The 15,281-nt window shown below is 74.0% G+C and carries 15 protein-coding genes; 8 read left to right on the forward strand and 7 right to left on the reverse strand.

What is annotated here, in order from left to right; all coding sequences use genetic code 11:
- Positions 1–20 precede the first annotated feature (20 nt).
- Together mreB and R2D22_RS25400 are read right to left on the reverse strand one after the other, a co-directional pair.
- Entirely contained in the window at positions 21–1,064 is a 1,044-nt protein-coding gene (gene mreB, locus R2D22_RS25395) for a rod shape-determining protein (protein WP_318106981.1), read from the reverse strand.
- A 248-nt stretch (positions 1,065–1,312) separates the two neighbouring features.
- The gene (locus R2D22_RS25400) at positions 1,313–1,933 is read right to left on the reverse strand and encodes a hypothetical protein (protein ID WP_318106982.1); all 621 of its coding nucleotides are present in this window, start codon (positions 1,931–1,933) and stop codon (positions 1,313–1,315) included.
- 123 nt (positions 1,934–2,056) lie between these two features.
- Here R2D22_RS25400 and R2D22_RS25405 point away from each other — a divergent pair, with 123 nt between their 5' ends.
- Positions 2,057–3,055 carry an SCO2400 family protein gene (locus R2D22_RS25405; protein WP_318106983.1) on the forward strand — a complete coding sequence of 333 codons (999 nt, stop codon included), beginning with the start codon at positions 2,057–2,059 and terminating at the stop codon, positions 3,053–3,055.
- Between the two features lie 15 nt (positions 3,056–3,070).
- On the opposite strand, the gene R2D22_RS25410 is transcribed toward R2D22_RS25405, so the two are convergent.
- The gene (locus R2D22_RS25410; protein WP_318106984.1) at positions 3,071–3,532 is read right to left on the reverse strand and encodes a MarR family winged helix-turn-helix transcriptional regulator; all 462 of its coding nucleotides are present in this window, start codon (positions 3,530–3,532) and stop codon (positions 3,071–3,073) included.
- Between the two features lie 90 nt (positions 3,533–3,622).
- On the opposite strand from R2D22_RS25410, the gene R2D22_RS25415 reads away from it, so the two are divergent.
- The 4 genes from R2D22_RS25415 to R2D22_RS25430 all read left to right on the forward strand — a co-directional run bounded on the left by R2D22_RS25415 (position 3,623) and on the right by R2D22_RS25430 (position 7,778).
- Complete coding sequence (locus R2D22_RS25415) at positions 3,623–4,642, forward strand: NADP-dependent oxidoreductase (RefSeq protein WP_318106985.1); 1,020 nt, start codon at positions 3,623–3,625, stop codon at positions 4,640–4,642.
- A 62-nt stretch (positions 4,643–4,704) separates the two neighbouring features.
- Complete coding sequence (locus R2D22_RS25420; protein ID WP_318106986.1) at positions 4,705–5,127, forward strand: organic hydroperoxide resistance protein; 423 nt, start codon at positions 4,705–4,707, stop codon at positions 5,125–5,127.
- Between the two features lie 122 nt (positions 5,128–5,249).
- The gene (locus R2D22_RS25425) at positions 5,250–6,926 is read left to right on the forward strand and encodes a serine/threonine-protein kinase (protein ID WP_318106987.1); all 1,677 of its coding nucleotides are present in this window, start codon (positions 5,250–5,252) and stop codon (positions 6,924–6,926) included.
- Positions 6,927–6,944: 18 nt separating this feature from the next.
- The gene (locus R2D22_RS25430) at positions 6,945–7,778 is read left to right on the forward strand and encodes an EI24 domain-containing protein (protein WP_318106988.1); all 834 of its coding nucleotides are present in this window, start codon (positions 6,945–6,947) and stop codon (positions 7,776–7,778) included.
- Here R2D22_RS25430 and R2D22_RS25435 read toward each other — a convergent pair.
- On the reverse strand, positions 7,766–8,494 hold the full coding sequence (locus tag R2D22_RS25435; RefSeq protein ID WP_318106989.1) for a carbon-nitrogen hydrolase family protein: 729 nt from the start codon (positions 8,492–8,494) through the stop codon (positions 7,766–7,768). The two genes, R2D22_RS25430 and R2D22_RS25435, sit on opposite strands and share 13 nt — an antisense overlap.
- Before the next feature lie 8 nt (positions 8,495–8,502).
- Complete coding sequence (locus R2D22_RS25440; RefSeq protein WP_318106990.1) at positions 8,503–9,441, reverse strand: LysR family transcriptional regulator; 939 nt, start codon at positions 9,439–9,441, stop codon at positions 8,503–8,505.
- A 58-nt stretch (positions 9,442–9,499) separates the two neighbouring features.
- Between R2D22_RS25440 and R2D22_RS25445 the strand changes: the two genes are divergently transcribed.
- Positions 9,500–10,336: an NAD(P)-dependent oxidoreductase gene (locus R2D22_RS25445; RefSeq protein WP_318106991.1), complete on the forward strand. Its 837-nt coding sequence runs from the start codon at positions 9,500–9,502 to the stop codon at positions 10,334–10,336.
- On the opposite strand, the gene R2D22_RS25450 is transcribed toward R2D22_RS25445, so the two are convergent.
- Positions 10,333–10,905, reverse strand: a complete 573-nt coding sequence (locus R2D22_RS25450; RefSeq protein WP_318106992.1) for a TetR/AcrR family transcriptional regulator — start codon at positions 10,903–10,905, stop codon at positions 10,333–10,335. The two genes, R2D22_RS25445 and R2D22_RS25450, sit on opposite strands and share 4 nt — an antisense overlap.
- Before the next feature lie 170 nt (positions 10,906–11,075).
- On the opposite strand from R2D22_RS25450, the gene R2D22_RS25455 reads away from it, so the two are divergent.
- The gene (locus R2D22_RS25455) at positions 11,076–13,529 is read left to right on the forward strand and encodes a glycoside hydrolase family 3 protein (RefSeq protein ID WP_318106993.1); all 2,454 of its coding nucleotides are present in this window, start codon (positions 11,076–11,078) and stop codon (positions 13,527–13,529) included.
- Positions 13,530–13,594: 65 nt separating this feature from the next.
- Here R2D22_RS25455 and R2D22_RS25460 read toward each other — a convergent pair whose 3' ends face one another.
- Positions 13,595–14,473, reverse strand: a complete 879-nt coding sequence (locus tag R2D22_RS25460; RefSeq protein WP_318106994.1) for an SGNH/GDSL hydrolase family protein — start codon at positions 14,471–14,473, stop codon at positions 13,595–13,597.
- Positions 14,474–14,734: 261 nt separating this feature from the next.
- Between R2D22_RS25460 and R2D22_RS25465 the strand changes: the two genes are divergently transcribed.
- Positions 14,735–15,229, forward strand: coding sequence for a DUF3145 domain-containing protein (locus tag R2D22_RS25465; protein WP_318106995.1), 495 nt, complete (start codon positions 14,735–14,737; stop codon positions 15,227–15,229).
- Positions 15,230–15,281 lie beyond the last annotated feature (52 nt).

The raw sequence follows: 15,281 nt of genomic DNA on the forward strand, positions 1-15,281 counted from the left end.
CGATTCGTTCCCCCGGCCGGTCACTCGGCTTCGGCGAGCGGATCGAGCACCAACGGCTGGATCCGGCCCTCCAGCATCGAGCCGAGCCCGAGGATGGCGCAGACGTCCGGCCGTTCCGCGATGTGCACCGGCATGCCGGTCGCGTCCCGCAGCATCTGGTCGAGGCCGGGCAGCAGCGCGCTGCCGCCGACCATCATGATGCCGCGGTCGGCGAGGTCGGCCACCAGGTCCGGCGGGCAGTCCCGCAGGATCTTGCCGATGCCGTCGAGCACCGCGGTGAGCGGGGTGTGGATGGCGTCCCGGACGGCGGCGGTGTCGACCTGCACGGAGCGGGCGAGGCCGGTCGCCACGTCCCGGCCGTGGATCTCGGTGGACGTCGGGCCGTGCGGGGTCAGCCCGTTGCCGCTCAGGGCGAGCTGCAGCGGGCGCACGGACTGGCTCGGCAGCATCAGTTCGTGCTGGTGGCGCAGGTGCTGGATGACCGCGTGGTCGATGGCGTCGCCACCGACCGGGATGCGTTCGGCGGTCACGATCGCGCCCAGCGAGAGCACGGCCACCTGCGTCGTCGCCGCCCCGCACACCATGATCATGGTCGCGGTGGGCTGCTCCACGGGCAGGCCGCAGCCCACGGCCGCCGCGATCAGGGTGTCGACCAGCTCGACCCGGCGCGCGCCGAGCCCGACGAGCGTCTCGACGGTGGCGCGCTGCGCCAGCGGGTCGGCCTCGTGCGGGGTGCAGGCGGCGGCCCGCAGCCGCGGCTTGCGGCGCAGTTGCCGGCGGAGCTTCTCGCCGAGCAGATGACGCAGCATCCGCTGCGCCATCTCGATGTCGACGACGCTGCCGCCGGACACCGGGCGCATGACCCGGATGTAGTCGGGCGTGCGCCCGGTCATCTTCTCGGCCAGGGCGCCGACGGCGATCAGCGCTCCCGTCCGGGTGTTCACTGCGGCGACGCTGGGCTCGTCGACGACGAGGCCAGCGCCCTTCACGAAGACCCGGGTTCTGGCGGCTCCCAGGTCCACGGCCACATGGCAACGGCGCAACTGATCGAGACTGACGGTCATGACCGACCCTCCGGAGTGCGGTGCTGGCACGAGTGCGGTAGGCGAGTGGGTGGTGCGGTGCGCGCGAGGTGCTGGGTCTCGCGCGCGGTGATGGTGCTTTTCGCATCGTGCGGCCGGTTCGGCCGGAGCGCGCGTCGAGCTGCGCCGGTCGGGGGTGCGCGGGGGCCGACGGAGGGTCAGCGGGAGGCCGGTGGAGGGCCGGACGGGGGTCGCCGGAGGGCCGGACGGGAGTCGGTGGAGGGGGCGGGTTACGTGAGTCGGCGGAGGCGCTGGAACAGCCCCCAGGTGAACTCGGCCGCGCACACGGTGCCGTCGCGGTCGGTGAAGTCGAGCCGGGACCGGGTCGGCGCGTCGCCCTCGCGGGGCACGGCGTCCGGGAAGGCGTGCCGGACCTCGCCGAAGGTGCAGCCCCAGGGCCGCAGGTCGGCAGCGGTCCGCAGGACGGGGGAGGACGCTCCCGGCGTACGGGTGAGGGCGCTGCCCCACACCTGCGGCGGGCTCTTCGGGCCGGCCCGGCCGGTCAGCACCTCCCAGCGCAGGTCGGGCCAGAGCGGGAGGTCCCACTGCAGGATCTCCGCCCCGGCCTCGGGGTCGGACAGCGCGCCGAGCGCGACGCCCAGTTCCGCGACGGCCCGGCGGGCCACCGGCTCGCCGAGCGCCTGCCGGTAGCGGTGCAGTTCGCCCGGTCCGCGCCGCGCGTGCGCCCACGACTGCCAGATCCGGTTGGCCTCCCGCATCTCGGACCGGGTCGCGCCGAGTTCGCGCAGCGCGTCCTCCACGAGCCCCGGCTGGTGGTCCGCCATCCGGCGCAGCAGCACGAGTTGGAACGAGCGTGGCCCGAAAGGGGCGCCGGGGTCGGCCGAGTTCATGTGGGTCATCCTGCCCGAAGAGGGAGATACACGACGGCACGCCGATGACCTGCGCTTTCCTCACAGGACCTTCACGTCCTCGGGTATCTGTGCGATCCGGGGGCCGCGTAGCGTTCGGGCGCCATGGACTTCTGCCATCAGTGCCGACGGCATCTCAACGGAGCCCTCGCCTGTGCCGGATGCGGGACGCCCGCAGAGGAGCTGCGGTACGACGCCCGCTACGCTCCCGCGCCCGCCCCTGCTCCCGGGCCGGTCTTCCTGCCGCCCCAGCCGCCGCAGGCCGCGCAGTCGTGGCCGCAGCCGGCCCCGCATCCCGACCAGCAGTGGATGCGTCCGCAGGCCGCACCGATGCAGCAGCACCCGCAGCCACAGCGGCACCCGCAGCCCGAGCCTCATCAGCCGCCGTGGCAGGGGCAGGGGCACGGGCAGGCGCCGGTCGTCGAGCCGGAGCCCGTGGACCCGCTCGCGGTCGAGGACCACGTCTTCGAACTGGACCCCCTGGAGCAGCCCGCGGCGTCCCGGTCCGCCGGGTCCGCGGGCGGCGACGCCTCCGCCGGGCACCGGGCCCGTTCGCGCCGTGCGGCGGCCGAGCGGCCGCGCCGCTCGCGCGGCCGGCGCAGGGGCCGGGGTCGTACGGTCCTGGCCGGGACGGTCGGCCTGGTCCTCGCGGCCGGAGCGGTCGGCCTGGTCCAGGTCATGACCGAGTCCGACGAGGGCGGCGCCGCCACCGCCGTACGACAGGACGACGTGGCCGAGACGGAGCTTCCGTCCGAGCCCTCCGCCGACCCGACGCAGCCCGACGGCGGCCCGTCCCCGGTCGACCTCCCGGCCTCCGCCACCTCCGAGGCGCCGAGCCCGGTGAAGCGCGACGGAACCGGCACGGGCAAGGGGACACGGACCGGTACGCGCCAGGGCGCCGGTGTCCCGCGGAGCCCCAGCCCCACCCCTGAACGTCCGCGCCCCTCGGGGTCCGCCTCGCCGTCGGCCTCCTCGTCGGCCCCGGCGCCCGGCGGCACGCCCTCGCAGCTCCCGAACGACGGCCGGCCGCCGACGTCCTCCACGCCGCCGTCGAGCCCGACGCCGAGTCCCTCCTGCACCCCGTTCCTGTGGTGGTGCGTGTAGCCGCGCGGCTGCCCGCTACAGCTCGACGTCCTCGCCGAGCATCCGCTTCAGCAGGTCGCGGAGCATGGTCCGCTCCGCCTCGCTGAGCCGGCCCAGCGGCTCCCGCGCGAAGTCCAGCGACTCGCGCAGCGCCTTGGCGGTCTGCCGGCCCTCGTCCGTGGCCGCGGCCAGCTTGACCCGCCGGTCGGCCGGGTCCGGGCGGCGCTCGACGAGCCCGCGCCCCTCCAGCCGGTCCACGATGCCGGTGATGTTCGACGGCTCGCACTTCAGCTTCCGGGCGATCTTGCGCATCGGGGCCGGGTCCAGCGAGATCAGCCCGAGCACCCGGGCCTGCGCGCCGGTCAGCGAGTGCTCCGCGGCCGCGTGCTCGTACTCGTCGTAGTACCGGGCCACGACCGTGCCGATCAGCTCGACGACTTCGAGGGTCAGCGGGTCGACGCGCGGGGTCGAGGGCGGGGTCGTGTGTGAGGTGGCCATGGGCACCATCCTACCCAGATGCTTGACATCCTGAAATATTCAGGAGCATGGTTGTTTCATAACGTGAAACTTTTCCAGGAGGTACTGCCCATGTCCGCCCTTCCCGCCACCAGCCGTGAATGGCACCTCGTCGCCCGCCCGCACGGCTGGCCGACCCCCGCGGACTTCGCGCTGCGCGAGGTGCCCGTCGCCGCTCCCGCCGAGGGCCGGATCCTGGTCCGGAACCTGCACTTCTCCGTCGACCCGTACATGCGCGGTCGCATGAACGACGTGAAGTCGTACATCCCGCCGTTCCAGCTGGACCACCCCATGGACGGTGGCGCGGTCGGCGAGGTCGTCGCCTCCAACGCCGAGGGCTTCGCGGTCGGCGACCACGTGCTGCACGGCCTCGGCTGGCGCGAGTACGCCGACGTGCCCGCCCAGCACGCCACCAGGGTCGACCCGAACCTGGCCCCGCTCTCCGCCTACCTCGGCGTCCTCGGCATGACCGGCCTCACCGCCTACGCGGGCCTCTTCGAGGTGGCCTCCTTCAAGGAGGGCGACGCGGTCTTCGTCTCCGGCGCGGCCGGCGCCGTCGGCATGCAGGTGGGCCAGATGGCGAAGCTGAAGGGCGCCTCCCGGGTCATCGGCTCGGCCGGCTCCGACGAGAAGGTGAAGTACCTGGTCGAGGAGCTCGGCTTCGACGCCGCCTTCAACTACAAGAACGGCCCGGTCAAGGACCAGCTCCGCGAGGCCGCCCCGGACGGCATCGACGTCTACTTCGACAATGTCGGCGGCGACCACCTCGAGGCCGCGATCTCCTCGCTCAACGTGCACGGCCGCGCCACCATCTGCGGCATGATCGCGCAGTACAACGACACCGAGCCGGTGCCGGGCCCGCGCAACATGGCCATGATCATCGGCAAGCGCCTGCGCCTGCAGGGCGTCCTCGTCGGCGACCACTACGGTCTCCAGTCGCAGTTCGTCCAGGAGGTCGGCGGCTGGCTGCGCTCCGGCGAGCTGAAGTACCGCGAGACCGAGGTCGAGGGCATCGAGAACGGCGTGGAGGCCTTCCTCGGACTGCTCCGCGGCGAGAACACCGGGAAGATGATCGTCTCGGCGACCCGTTAGTCTTCCCTCAGCCGTCGCGATCGTGGGCGCGAGTCGCGGCGAACGAAAAAAGGGAAGACAGCATGTCCATCACGCAGTCCGACGTCCTGTACACCGCCGTCGCCACCGCCGAGAACGGGCGCGACGGCCGGGTGGCCACCGACGACGGCTCGCTCGACGTCGTCGTCAACCCGCCCAAGGCCATGGGCGGCTCCGGCGCCGGCACCAACCCCGAGCAGCTCTTCGCCGCCGGGTACAGCGCCTGCTTCCAGGGCGCCCTCGGTGTGGTCGCCCGCAACGAGAACGCCGACATCGCCGGCTCGACGGTCACCGCCGAGGTCGGCATCGGCAAGAACGACGACGGCTTCGGCATCATCGTCAAGATCTCCGCGACCATCCCGAACGTGGACGCCGAGACCGCGAAGAGCCTGATCGAGAAGGCCCACCAGGTCTGCCCGTACTCCAAGGCGACCCGCGGCAACATCACGGTCGAACTCGCCGTCTGAGTTCGACCACGGGTTCCACCGGAACCCCTTGCGCGGCGAAGGGCCGCACCCCGACCGACCGGGGTGCGGCCCTTCGCTCATGTGCGGCATCATGACCCTGGTCGGTGGACGGGGGACGCGGAGTGTCGCAGGAGAACGGGCCGGACAGGGGCGACGGCACGGTCGTCATCGGCGGGCGCTACCGCCTGGGCGAGCCGCTCGGCCGGGGCGGCATGGGCGTCGTGCGGCGCGCCACCGACGAGCTGCTCGGGCGGCAGGTCGCCGTCAAGGAACTGACGCTGGACGGCGACGCCGATCCGACGCGGGCCCTGCGCGAGGCGCGGGCCGTCGCCCGGATCCGGCACCCGCACGTCGTCGTGGTGCACGACGTCGTCGAGCACGAGGGCCGGCCCTGCATCGTGATGGAGCTCGTGGACGGCGGCTCGCTCGCCGAACGGCTGGCCCGCCCGGGCGGCGCGATGACCCCCGAGGAGGCCGCCCGCGCCGGGCTCGCGCTGCTCGACGCGCTCTGCGCCGCCCACACCCACGGCGTGCTGCACCGGGACGTGAAGCCCGCGAACGTCCTGCTCGAAGCGGGCACCGGCCGCGTCGTACTGACCGACTTCGGCATCGCCAGCCTGCCCGGCACGGCGACCACCATCAGCGGCACCGGGGCCTTCGTCGGCACGCCCGAGTACACCGCACCCGAGCGGATGCAGGGCGCCGCCGCCGACCCGGCCTCCGACCTGTGGTCGCTCGGCGTGCTGCTGTGCGCGGCCGTGGCGGGCGAGTCGCCGTTCCGCCGGAACTCGATCGCCGCCGTGCTGCACGCCGTCGTCTTCGAGGAGATCAAGCCCTCGCCGAAGCTCGGCCCGCTGCTGCCGCTCGTCCAGGGCCTGCTGGAGCGGGACCCGCACAAGCGGACGGGCGCCGAGGAGGCGCGTCGGTTGCTCGCCGCCTGCGCGGCCGGGACGGACCCGGAGCGGACGCCGGCCGGCGCGGGGCTCTCGTACACCCCGACCGAGCACGTCCGGCGGACTCCGGCCGCGACGGACGCCCCGCGCGGGCGGGACGGGGCCGACGGCCGCGACGGAAGGGACGGGCGGGACGGAAGGGACGGGCGCGACGGGCACCGGGGCGCCCGGGCGGCCCTGATCGCCGCCGGAGCCGTCGCGGCCTGCGCCGGAGCGGTGACCGCGGTGCTCCTGCTCGGCGACCGGGACCCGGGCACCGGAGCCGTCGCCGCGGGCAGCTCGACGCCGGTCACCACGGCGACCTCCACCGCGGCCCCCGGGGCCGACACGTCGGCGCCCGCACCCGGACCGACGGCCGCCCCTTCCTCGTCGCCCTCCGCGCTCGCCTCCTCGTCCGCGCCCGTCGACGCGCCGCCGGGCTACAAGTACGTCACCGACGACCGCGGATTCAGCCTGATGGTGCCGGAGACGGCGGAGCGCTCGCCGCAGGGCGAGCGGGTCTTCTACATCACGCCGGACGAGACCTTCCGGGTCGGGATCAAGGTCGGCAAGATCCCACCGGGCGGGCCGATGGCCTCGATGCGGGCCGCCGACGCCCGCGGCTCCGAGACCAACCCCGGCTTCCGCGACAACTCGCTCACGCCCACCACCCGGCAGGGCATGCCCGCCGCCCTGTGGCAGTTCACTTGGAACGGATTCAGGGCCTCGGAGGGCGCCCGGCACACCTACGACCTGTGCTGGGAGCAGAACGGCCGGCTGTACGACGTGTGGGTGTCGGGGCCCGCGGAGCGCGCCGGGGAGACCCGGGCCCACTTCGACAAGGCCGTGGAGTCCTTCGTCCCGTAGGCCCACTAGGGTGAACGCATGCACGATCTTGGGGTGGGCTTCCGTCACCTGGTGAACGGCCAGCGGTGGGTTCTCCGGCACGGGCGCTGGTTCGGCTTCGGGCTGCTGCCCGGCCTCGTCACGCTGGTCCTGTACGCGGGCGCGCTGGTCGGCCTCGGGTACGGCGCCGACGACCTGACAGCCTGGGCGACGCCCTTCGCCGACGACTGGACCTCCCCCTGGCAGAGCCTGTTCCGGGGTTTCCTGACCGGCCTGGTCTTCGCCTTCGGGCTGTTCCTCGCGGTGATCACCTTCACCGCCGTCACGCTCCTGATCGGCCAGCCGTTCTACGAGTCGCTGTCCGAGGCGGTCGACCGCTCCGAGGGCGGCGAGGTCCCGGAGTCCGGGCTGCCGCTCTGGCGGGAGCTGTGGATCTCCGCCCGGGACAGCCTGAAGATCCTGCTGCGCGTGGCGCTGTTCGGCATCCTGCTCTTCGGCTGCGGCTTCATCCCCGTGATCGGCCAGACGGTCGTCCCGGTGATCGGCTTCTGCGTCTCCGGCTTCTTCCTCACCCACGAGCTCACCGCCGTGGCGCTGCAGCGGCGCAAGGTCGAGCTCGACGACCGGCTGCGGATGCTGCGCGGTCGGCGGAAGGCCACGCTCGGTTTCGGCGTGCCGTTGACCCTCGCCTTCCTGGTGCCCTTGGTCGCGGTGTTCCTGATGCCCGGCGCGGTCGCAGGCGCGACGCTGATGGCCCGCGAGCTGACGGGCGAGGACCAGGAGCCGGACGAGGAGCCGGACGACCGGCCGGCCGCTCGGATGTCGCCCGCCTCGCAGCACCGGCCGGTCCCGGGGAACCCCTACGCGTCCTGAGGCGCGGGGATCACGGCGAGGACGAACCCCGGCTCCGTGCCCGCGTCGGCGATCCGCTCGCCGTCCGGGCCCCAGGCCCCGCTGCGGCCCTCGCAGCGGCCCGCCTCGCTGACGCCGAGGACGTTGCCGAGCACCACGTACAGGCCGAAGTCCCGGGCCCGCACCGGATAGACCTTCTCGAACGAGTCGTTGCCGACGTCGAGCACCGAACTCGCCAGATAGACCGTGCAGCCGTCGGCGGCGGCCCGCTCGGCGAGGTCCGGGAAGCGGTTGTCGTAGCAGGTGGCGAGGGCGAACCGGGCGCCGTCCAGCTCGAAGCGGCCGTCGGCGGTGCCCTCGGCGAACACCTCCTGCTCGATGCCGTGCAGGTGCAGCTTGTCGTAGCGGGCGAGGAGCCCGCCGTCCGGGCCGAGGACGAGCGAGGTGAGGCCGGGCCGGTCGCCCGCGCCGCGGAGGATCGGCCCGTTGACGACGGCGGCCGCCGACACCGCGCGGCAGGCCTCGCGGAGCGGGGTGAGCCGGACGTCGTCCTCGGCGAGGTGGAGCGCCGGGTCGGCGCCGATCCGGGTCGGTTCGTAGCCGGTCAGGACGAGTTCGGGGAACACGACGAGGCGGGCGCCGTCCGCCCCGGCCGCGCGGATCAGCCCGGCGGCGGTGCGGACGTTGGCCTCGATGTCCCCGGGGACGGGGGCGAACTGCGCTGCTGCGACGATCATGGACGCCATCATGGCCGCCGCGGGTCCCGGGGAAAACCCCGTGACCCCCGGAGCTCCGCCGCCGTCTCGCGGAGCAGCCCGAGGAAGGCCCGGGCGGCGTGCGTCGGGGTGTGCGGGGTCGCCGCGCAGACCCGGCGGTAGGGCATGTCGTCCGGATGGACCGTGACCAGCGAGACGTCCCGCCGCACCGCCGCCGCTGCGAGGGCGGGTACGAGGGTGATGCCGAGGCCCGCGGCGACCGCGCCCAGCTTGGCGAGCCAGTCGTGCACCACGAGCGCGGTACGGGGCGTGAACCCGGCGGCCACGACCGGGCGGAACAGGGTGTCCCCGAGCCGCTCGTTGCCCACGATCCACTCCTCGTCGGCGAGTTCTGCGAGCCGCACCGCGCGCCGCCCCGACTGCGCGTGATCGCGCGGCAGGGCCACCAGCATCGGCTCGTCCAGCAGGTGATGCAGCGTCACCCCCTCCGGCGTGGCGACCGGGACGGCCGGGCTCACCACCGCCAGGTCCTCCTCGCCGGCCGCGAGCAGCCCCAGGTGCTTCACCGACGGGCCCTCGGTCCGGGTGACCGCGATTCCCGGATGCCGGCGCCGGAACTCGGCCTGCGCGCGCGGCACGAGAGCGGCGTTGGCGCTGGAGAACGAGCCGACCCGGAGCAGCCCGCCGTCCAGGGTGCGCAGCGCCTCCAGCTCCGCGCGGGCCGCGGCGAGCCGGTCCCGTACCGCCTCCGCGTGCGGCAGCAGCACCCGGCCCGGCTCGGTGAGCCGGACCCCGCGCGGCAGCCGCTCGAACAGCTCCGCGCCGACCTCGTCCTCCAGGGTCTGGACCTGCCGGGACACCGCGGACTGGGTGTAGCCGAGGGTGCGGGCGGCGGCGGTGAAGGAGCCCTCGCGGGCGACGGCGAGGAAGACCTCGTACAGACCGGTCTGACCATGCGGAGTGGGCATGGATGCCATGCTAGACATTCGCTTGTCGCATGACGCGGGCCTCCCTAGCGTCGAGGCCATGGACACCACGCACCTTCCGACGCACTCGCAGGCACCCCTTCAGAAGATCGCCTTCCTCGGCACCGGCGGCATGGGCCTCCCGATGGCCCGCCGGCTGCTCGCCGCCGGACACCCGCTGACCGTGTGGAACCGCACGCCCGGCAAGGCCGACACCCTGGTCGCGGAGGGCGCCGAGCGGGCCACGAGCCCCGCCGAGGCCGTCCGGGACGCGGAGGTCGTGATCACGATGCTGGCCGATCCGGCCGCCGCCCTCGCCGTCGCGGACGCGATGATCCCGGGCCTGCGTCCCGGCACCCACTGGATCGACACCTCCACGATCGGCCCGGACACGGTCGCCGCGCTCGAGGCCCGGCTCCCCGACGGCGTCACGCTGATCGACGCCCCCGTCATGGGCAGCGTCGACCGGGCGGCCTCCGGTGAGCTGCTGATCCTGGCGGGCGGCGACACCGCACTGGTCGACGAGGTGCTCGCCCGGCTCGGCTCGGTCACCGCCTGTGGCGGTCCGGGGACCGGCGCGGCCCTGAAGCTCGTCCTGATCAACGCCGTGATCGGCGGGGTCGCGGTCGTCGCCGAGACCCTGGAGCTCGCCGACGCGCTCGGCCTGCCCCGGGACCTCGCGGTACGGGCGCTGACCGCCGGCCCCGTCGGGGGCGTCGCCGGCCGCGCCACCGCGACCGGCTCGCACTTCCCGGTCGCGCTCGCCGCGAAGGACGTGGCCCTGGCCACGGCGCAGGCGAAGCTGCCGGTCCTCGAAGCCGTCCACCGCGCGCTCACCGAGGACCCGGAGCTGGCCGCCGAGGACCTGGCCGCGCTCGCCCGCCAGGGCCGGCGCTAGCGCTCCTCCCCGCCGGTCAGCAGTCGGACGAAGTCCCGGAACGCCGCCGGCATGTCCACCGCGGCCGGGTCGAGCAGCCACTGGTACTGGAGCCCGTCCATCACCGCCGTCAGCAGCGGCGCGGCCTGTTCGGGGGTCAGGCCGCCCGCGAGGCGCTCGCCGAACTCCAGGCGCAGCACCCGCGCCATGTTCTCCCGCACCTGGGCGTACCGCTCGGTGAAGAACTCCCGCGCCGGATGGCCGTCCGTCACGCTCTCGCCGAGCAGCGCGGAGAAGGTCTGTACGATCCCCGGCCGCATCGCGTTGTACTCGACCAGGGACTCCAGCAGGTCGAGCCGCCAGCCCTCGCGGTCCCGGCCGCCGCTGGTGTCCCAGCGGTCGCGCTCCTGGAGGACCGCGACGAGCAGCGCCTCCTTCGTCGGGAAGTAGTGCAGCAGCCCCTGCTGGGTGAGGCCCACCCGCTCGGCGACCGAGCCGAGGGTCGCCCCCCGGTAGCCGCGCTCGGCGATCACTTCGAGAGCGGCGCGCAGGATGTCCCCGCGCCGCTCCTCGCTCCTGGCCCGCGCCATGGTCGTGGCCTCCTCTCCGCGTGCGTCCGTCGGACTCTTGCGTCCGCCGGACAGGACCGTACGCCATCCTCGGAGCCGTAGGATAACGAACTCGTCACGGAACCTACCGATCTACAGGTAGGTCGGTGCACGATGGGCGCCATCCGGTACGTCAACGAGGAGGAACGGCCATGGCGGACATCGCACGGGACGACAGTCCGGACGAGGGGCTGAGGGAAGCGGCGGTCGAGGCGGCACTGGGCAAGCTCGACCTGGACGCCAAGACGCGACTGCTGGCCGGTCAGGACATGTGGTCGCTGCCGGCCCTGCCCGAGATCGGCCTGGCCTCCGTGGTCATGTCCGACGGCCCGATCGGCGTCCGCGGTGTCCGCTGGACCGCCGACGACCCCTCCGTCGCGCTGCCCTCCCCGACGGCGCTCGCCGCCGCCTGGGACCCGGCCCTGGCCCGCCGGGCCGGCCGGCTGCTCGCCCAGGAGGCCCGCCGCAAGGGCGTCCACGTGCTGCTCGCGCCCACCGTGAACCTGCACCGCTCGCCGCTCGGCGGCCGGCACTTCGAGGCGTACAGCGAGGACCCGTACCTCACCGGCGCCGTCGCCACCGGCTACGTGCAGGGCGTCCAGGAGGGCGGCGTCGGCACCACCGTCAAGCACTTCGTCGCCAACGACGCCGAGACCGACCGTTTCACGGTCGACAACCGGATCGCCCCGCGCCCGCTGCGCGAGCTGTACCTCGCCCCCTTCGAGGCGATCGTCACGAACGCCCACCCCTGGGGCATCATGACCGCCTACAACCGGGTCAACGGCACCACCATGACCGAGCACCACCACCTCGTGAACGAGGTCCTGCGCGGCGAGTGGGGCTTCGACGGCTACAACGTCTCCGACTGGATGGCCGCCCGTTCCACCGTCGGCGACATCGAGGGCGGCCTCGACGTCGCGATGCCCGGCCCCGACACGGTCTACGGCGAGGCGCTGGCCGCCGCCGTCCGGGCCGGCGAGGTCGCGGAGTCCGCCGTCGACGCCGCCGTACGCAACGTCCTGCGGCTCGCCGCCCGAGTCGGCGCCCTCGAAGGCGCCCCGCCGGCCGTCGCCGAGCCCCCGGCCGCGATCGACGGCGACGCGCTCGCCCGTGAGATCGCCCGCCGCGGCTTCGTCCTGGTACGCAACGAGAACGGCACCCTGCCCCTGGCGGCGGGCCGGACGGTGGCCCTGTCCGGCGCGGCCGCCCGCGACGCCCGCGTCCTCGGCGGCGGCTCCGCCCAGGTCTTCCCCGACCACGTGGTCTCCCCGCTCGACGGCCTCACCGCCGCCCTTGCCGAGGGCGCCCTGACCTACGCGATCGGCGCCGACCCGAGCGAGGAACTCGCCCCCGCCGACCAGGGATTCACCCTCCGCGCGCGCTGCCGCGACGCCGCCGGCGAGATCCTCGGCGAGGGGTCGCTGCCGAGCGGCCAGGTCCAGTGGATCGGCGACGACCTCCCGGCCGGCGTCACGCACGAGACCCTCGCCTCCATCGAGGTGGTCGGCACGTTCACCCCGCGCGAGACCGGCGCGCACGCCTTCGGCACCCGCGGCCTCGGCGCGTACACGCTCACCGTCGCCGGCCGGACCCTCTTCGACGGCGTGCAGGAACTGGGCCCGGAGACCGACCCGTTCGAGGCGTTCTTCGGCTCGCCCGTCGAACGCGGCCGGGTCGAACTCACCGCGGGCGAGACCGTCGAGGTGTCCCTGCTGCACACCCTCGACAAGGAGTTCGCGGCCCCGCTGCCCGCGGTCATGTTCTCCTTCGTCCACCTCGGTCCGCGCCGCGACCCCGACGAACTGATCGCCGAAGCCGTCGAGGCCGCCCGCGCCGCCGACACCGCCGTCGTGGTCGTCGCCACGACCGAGCGGGTCGAGTCCGAGGGCTTCGACCGCACCGGCCTCGCCCTGCCCGGCCGCCAGGACGACCTCGTCCGCGCCGTCGCCGCGGCCAACCCGAACACGATCGTCGTCGTCAACGCCGGCTCCCCGGTCGAGCTGCCGTGGCGCGAGGACGTCGCCGCGGTGCTGCTCAGCTGGTTCCCCGGCCAGGAGGGCGGCGCGGCGCTCGCCGACGTCCTCACCGGCGCCGAGGAGCCCGGCGGCCGGCTCCCCACCACCTGGCCCGTCGCCCTCGCCGACGCCCCGGTCACCGAGGTCGCCCCGACCGCCGGCGAACTCTCCTACGAGGAGGGCGTGTTCATCGGCTACCGGGCCTGGGACAAGGCCGGCGCGGCCCCCGCGTACGCCTTCGGGCACGGCCTGGGCTACACGACCTGGTCGTACGACTCCCTGGAGGCGACCCCGGACGCGGCCAGGGTCCGGATCACCAACACCGGCGCCCGCCCCGGCCGCGAGGTCGTGCAGATCTACCTCGCCCCGACCGCGGACTCCGTCGAGCGCCCGGCGCGCTGGCTCGCCGCGTTCGGGAGCGTCGAGGCCGGCGCCGGGGAGTCCGTCGAGGTCGAGATCCCGCTGCCGCGCCGCGCGTTCGAGATCTGGGACGAGGAGCGGGGCGGCTGGGCGTTCGTGCCGGGCGAGTACCGGGTCGTCGCCGCGCACTCGGTCGCCGACGAGCGGCTGGCCGTGACGCTGGGGCTCTGACCCCGGCGCACCGCAGACCGGCCCCGGGGCGGAACCTGACGACCGCCCCGGGGTCCTGCGCGCCGCTACACGCGCGTGACCTGCCGGTACGCGATCTCCGCGAGCCGTGCCTGGCCGTCCTTGCTCGGGTGGAAGAAGTCCCAGGGGCTGAGCTGTTCGCCGTCGAAGGCGAAGCCGAAGACCGCCCCGCCGTCGTAGCGGCAGCGGGGGTCCGCGGCGCACACCTCGCGCAGCGCCCCGTTGTACGCGATCACCCGCTCGTGCACCCGCGCGCGCCGCTTCTCGGCGTCCGCGCCCAGGTCCTCGGGGTCCGCGAGCATCGAGCCGCAGATGCCGAGCTTCCAGATCTGACGGCTCATCGGGTTGTCCCGCCCGGTCGACCAGAGCCGCTTCAGGTCCGGCACGCTCGTCACGTACACCTGCGCCTTCGGCGCGCCGGCCCGGAGCCTGGCCATCGACGCGGCGAAGGAGGCCTTGAAGTCGGCGACCGGGGTCATCAGTTCCGGAGTGTCCCGGCAGGCGTCGTTCGCGCCCGCCATCACCGTCACCAGCTCCGGCTTCTCGGCAGCCGCCCGCGCCATCTGTTCCGGCAGTTCCGCCATCCGTGCACCCGTACGGGCGAGGTTCCAGCTGCGGGCCGCGGCCCCGGCCGGGCCGAGCAGGCGCAGGGCGAGGCTGTTCACCGCGGTCTCCGTGCCGGTGGACCAGGAGACCTCGGGGCAGTCCGCCAGCACCGAGCAGGCGTCGAACCCGCGCGTGATGGAGTCGCCGACGGCGGCGATCGAGGCGGGGCTGCGGTCCCAGACCGGCGTCGGGGACGGCTTGGGGGAGGGGCGCGCCGCCGCTCCGACCGTCTCCGGTCCGCAGCCGGAGAGCGTGGCCGCGCACAGCAGCGCGGCCAGTCCTCCGGCGACAGCGGTACGGAATCGTCGCCCCGCGCGCATCCCTCGGCCCCCTCCGTCGGCGTCCTGGCGAGTGAAAGCTTGGTGTCCACCGGCCCCTTGACCGACCGTACGTCACCCCAATGAGGGTGCGGCACGGTAGTTTTTCCCCCGTCGAACCAGAGGCGTCTCCGCCGACCGGCTCCGGTAAATTACATCACGTCACATGCTGTCCCTTTTTCGGGGGTTTGCGTAGTTCTACCCTCGATGTTGTTTACTGAGGCCGCTGGGCAAGGCGAACCTCGTCCCACACTGGAGGTCCCGGTGACGACACGTGGAGTTCTGTACGTTCACTCCGCACCGCGCGCGCTCTGCCCGCACGTCGAATGGGCGGTGGCGGGTGTCCTCGGTGCGAGGGTCCAGCTCGACTGGATCCGCCAGCCCGCGTCCCCCGGGACCTGGAGAGCCGAGTTCTCCTGGAAGGGCCAGACCGGCACGGCGGCCAAGCTCGCGTCCGCGTTGCGCGGCTGGCAGATGCTCCGCTTCGAGGTCACGGCGGAACCCTGCCCGACCGCCGAGGGCGAGCGTTACAGCGCCACCCCCGAGCTGGGCATCTTCCACGCCGTCACCGGCATGCACGGCGACATCCTGATCCCCGAGGACCGGCTGCGGGCCGCGCTCGCCCGTTCTACGCGCGGCGAGTCGGAGCTGGAGGCGGAGATCGCCAAGCTCCTCGGCAAGCCCTGGGACGACGAGCTGGAGCCCTTCCGCTACGCCGGCGAGGGCGCGCCGGTGCGCTGGCTCCACCAAGTCGTCTGACCCCAAGTCGTCCGACTCCGTTCAGGTCGGGGTCGGGTTCGGGGCGTTAGTC

The sequence above is a fragment of the Streptomyces sp. HUAS YS2 genome (assembly GCF_033343995.1).
GTDB classification, from domain to species: domain Bacteria; phylum Actinomycetota; class Actinomycetes; order Streptomycetales; family Streptomycetaceae; genus Streptomyces; species Streptomyces solicathayae.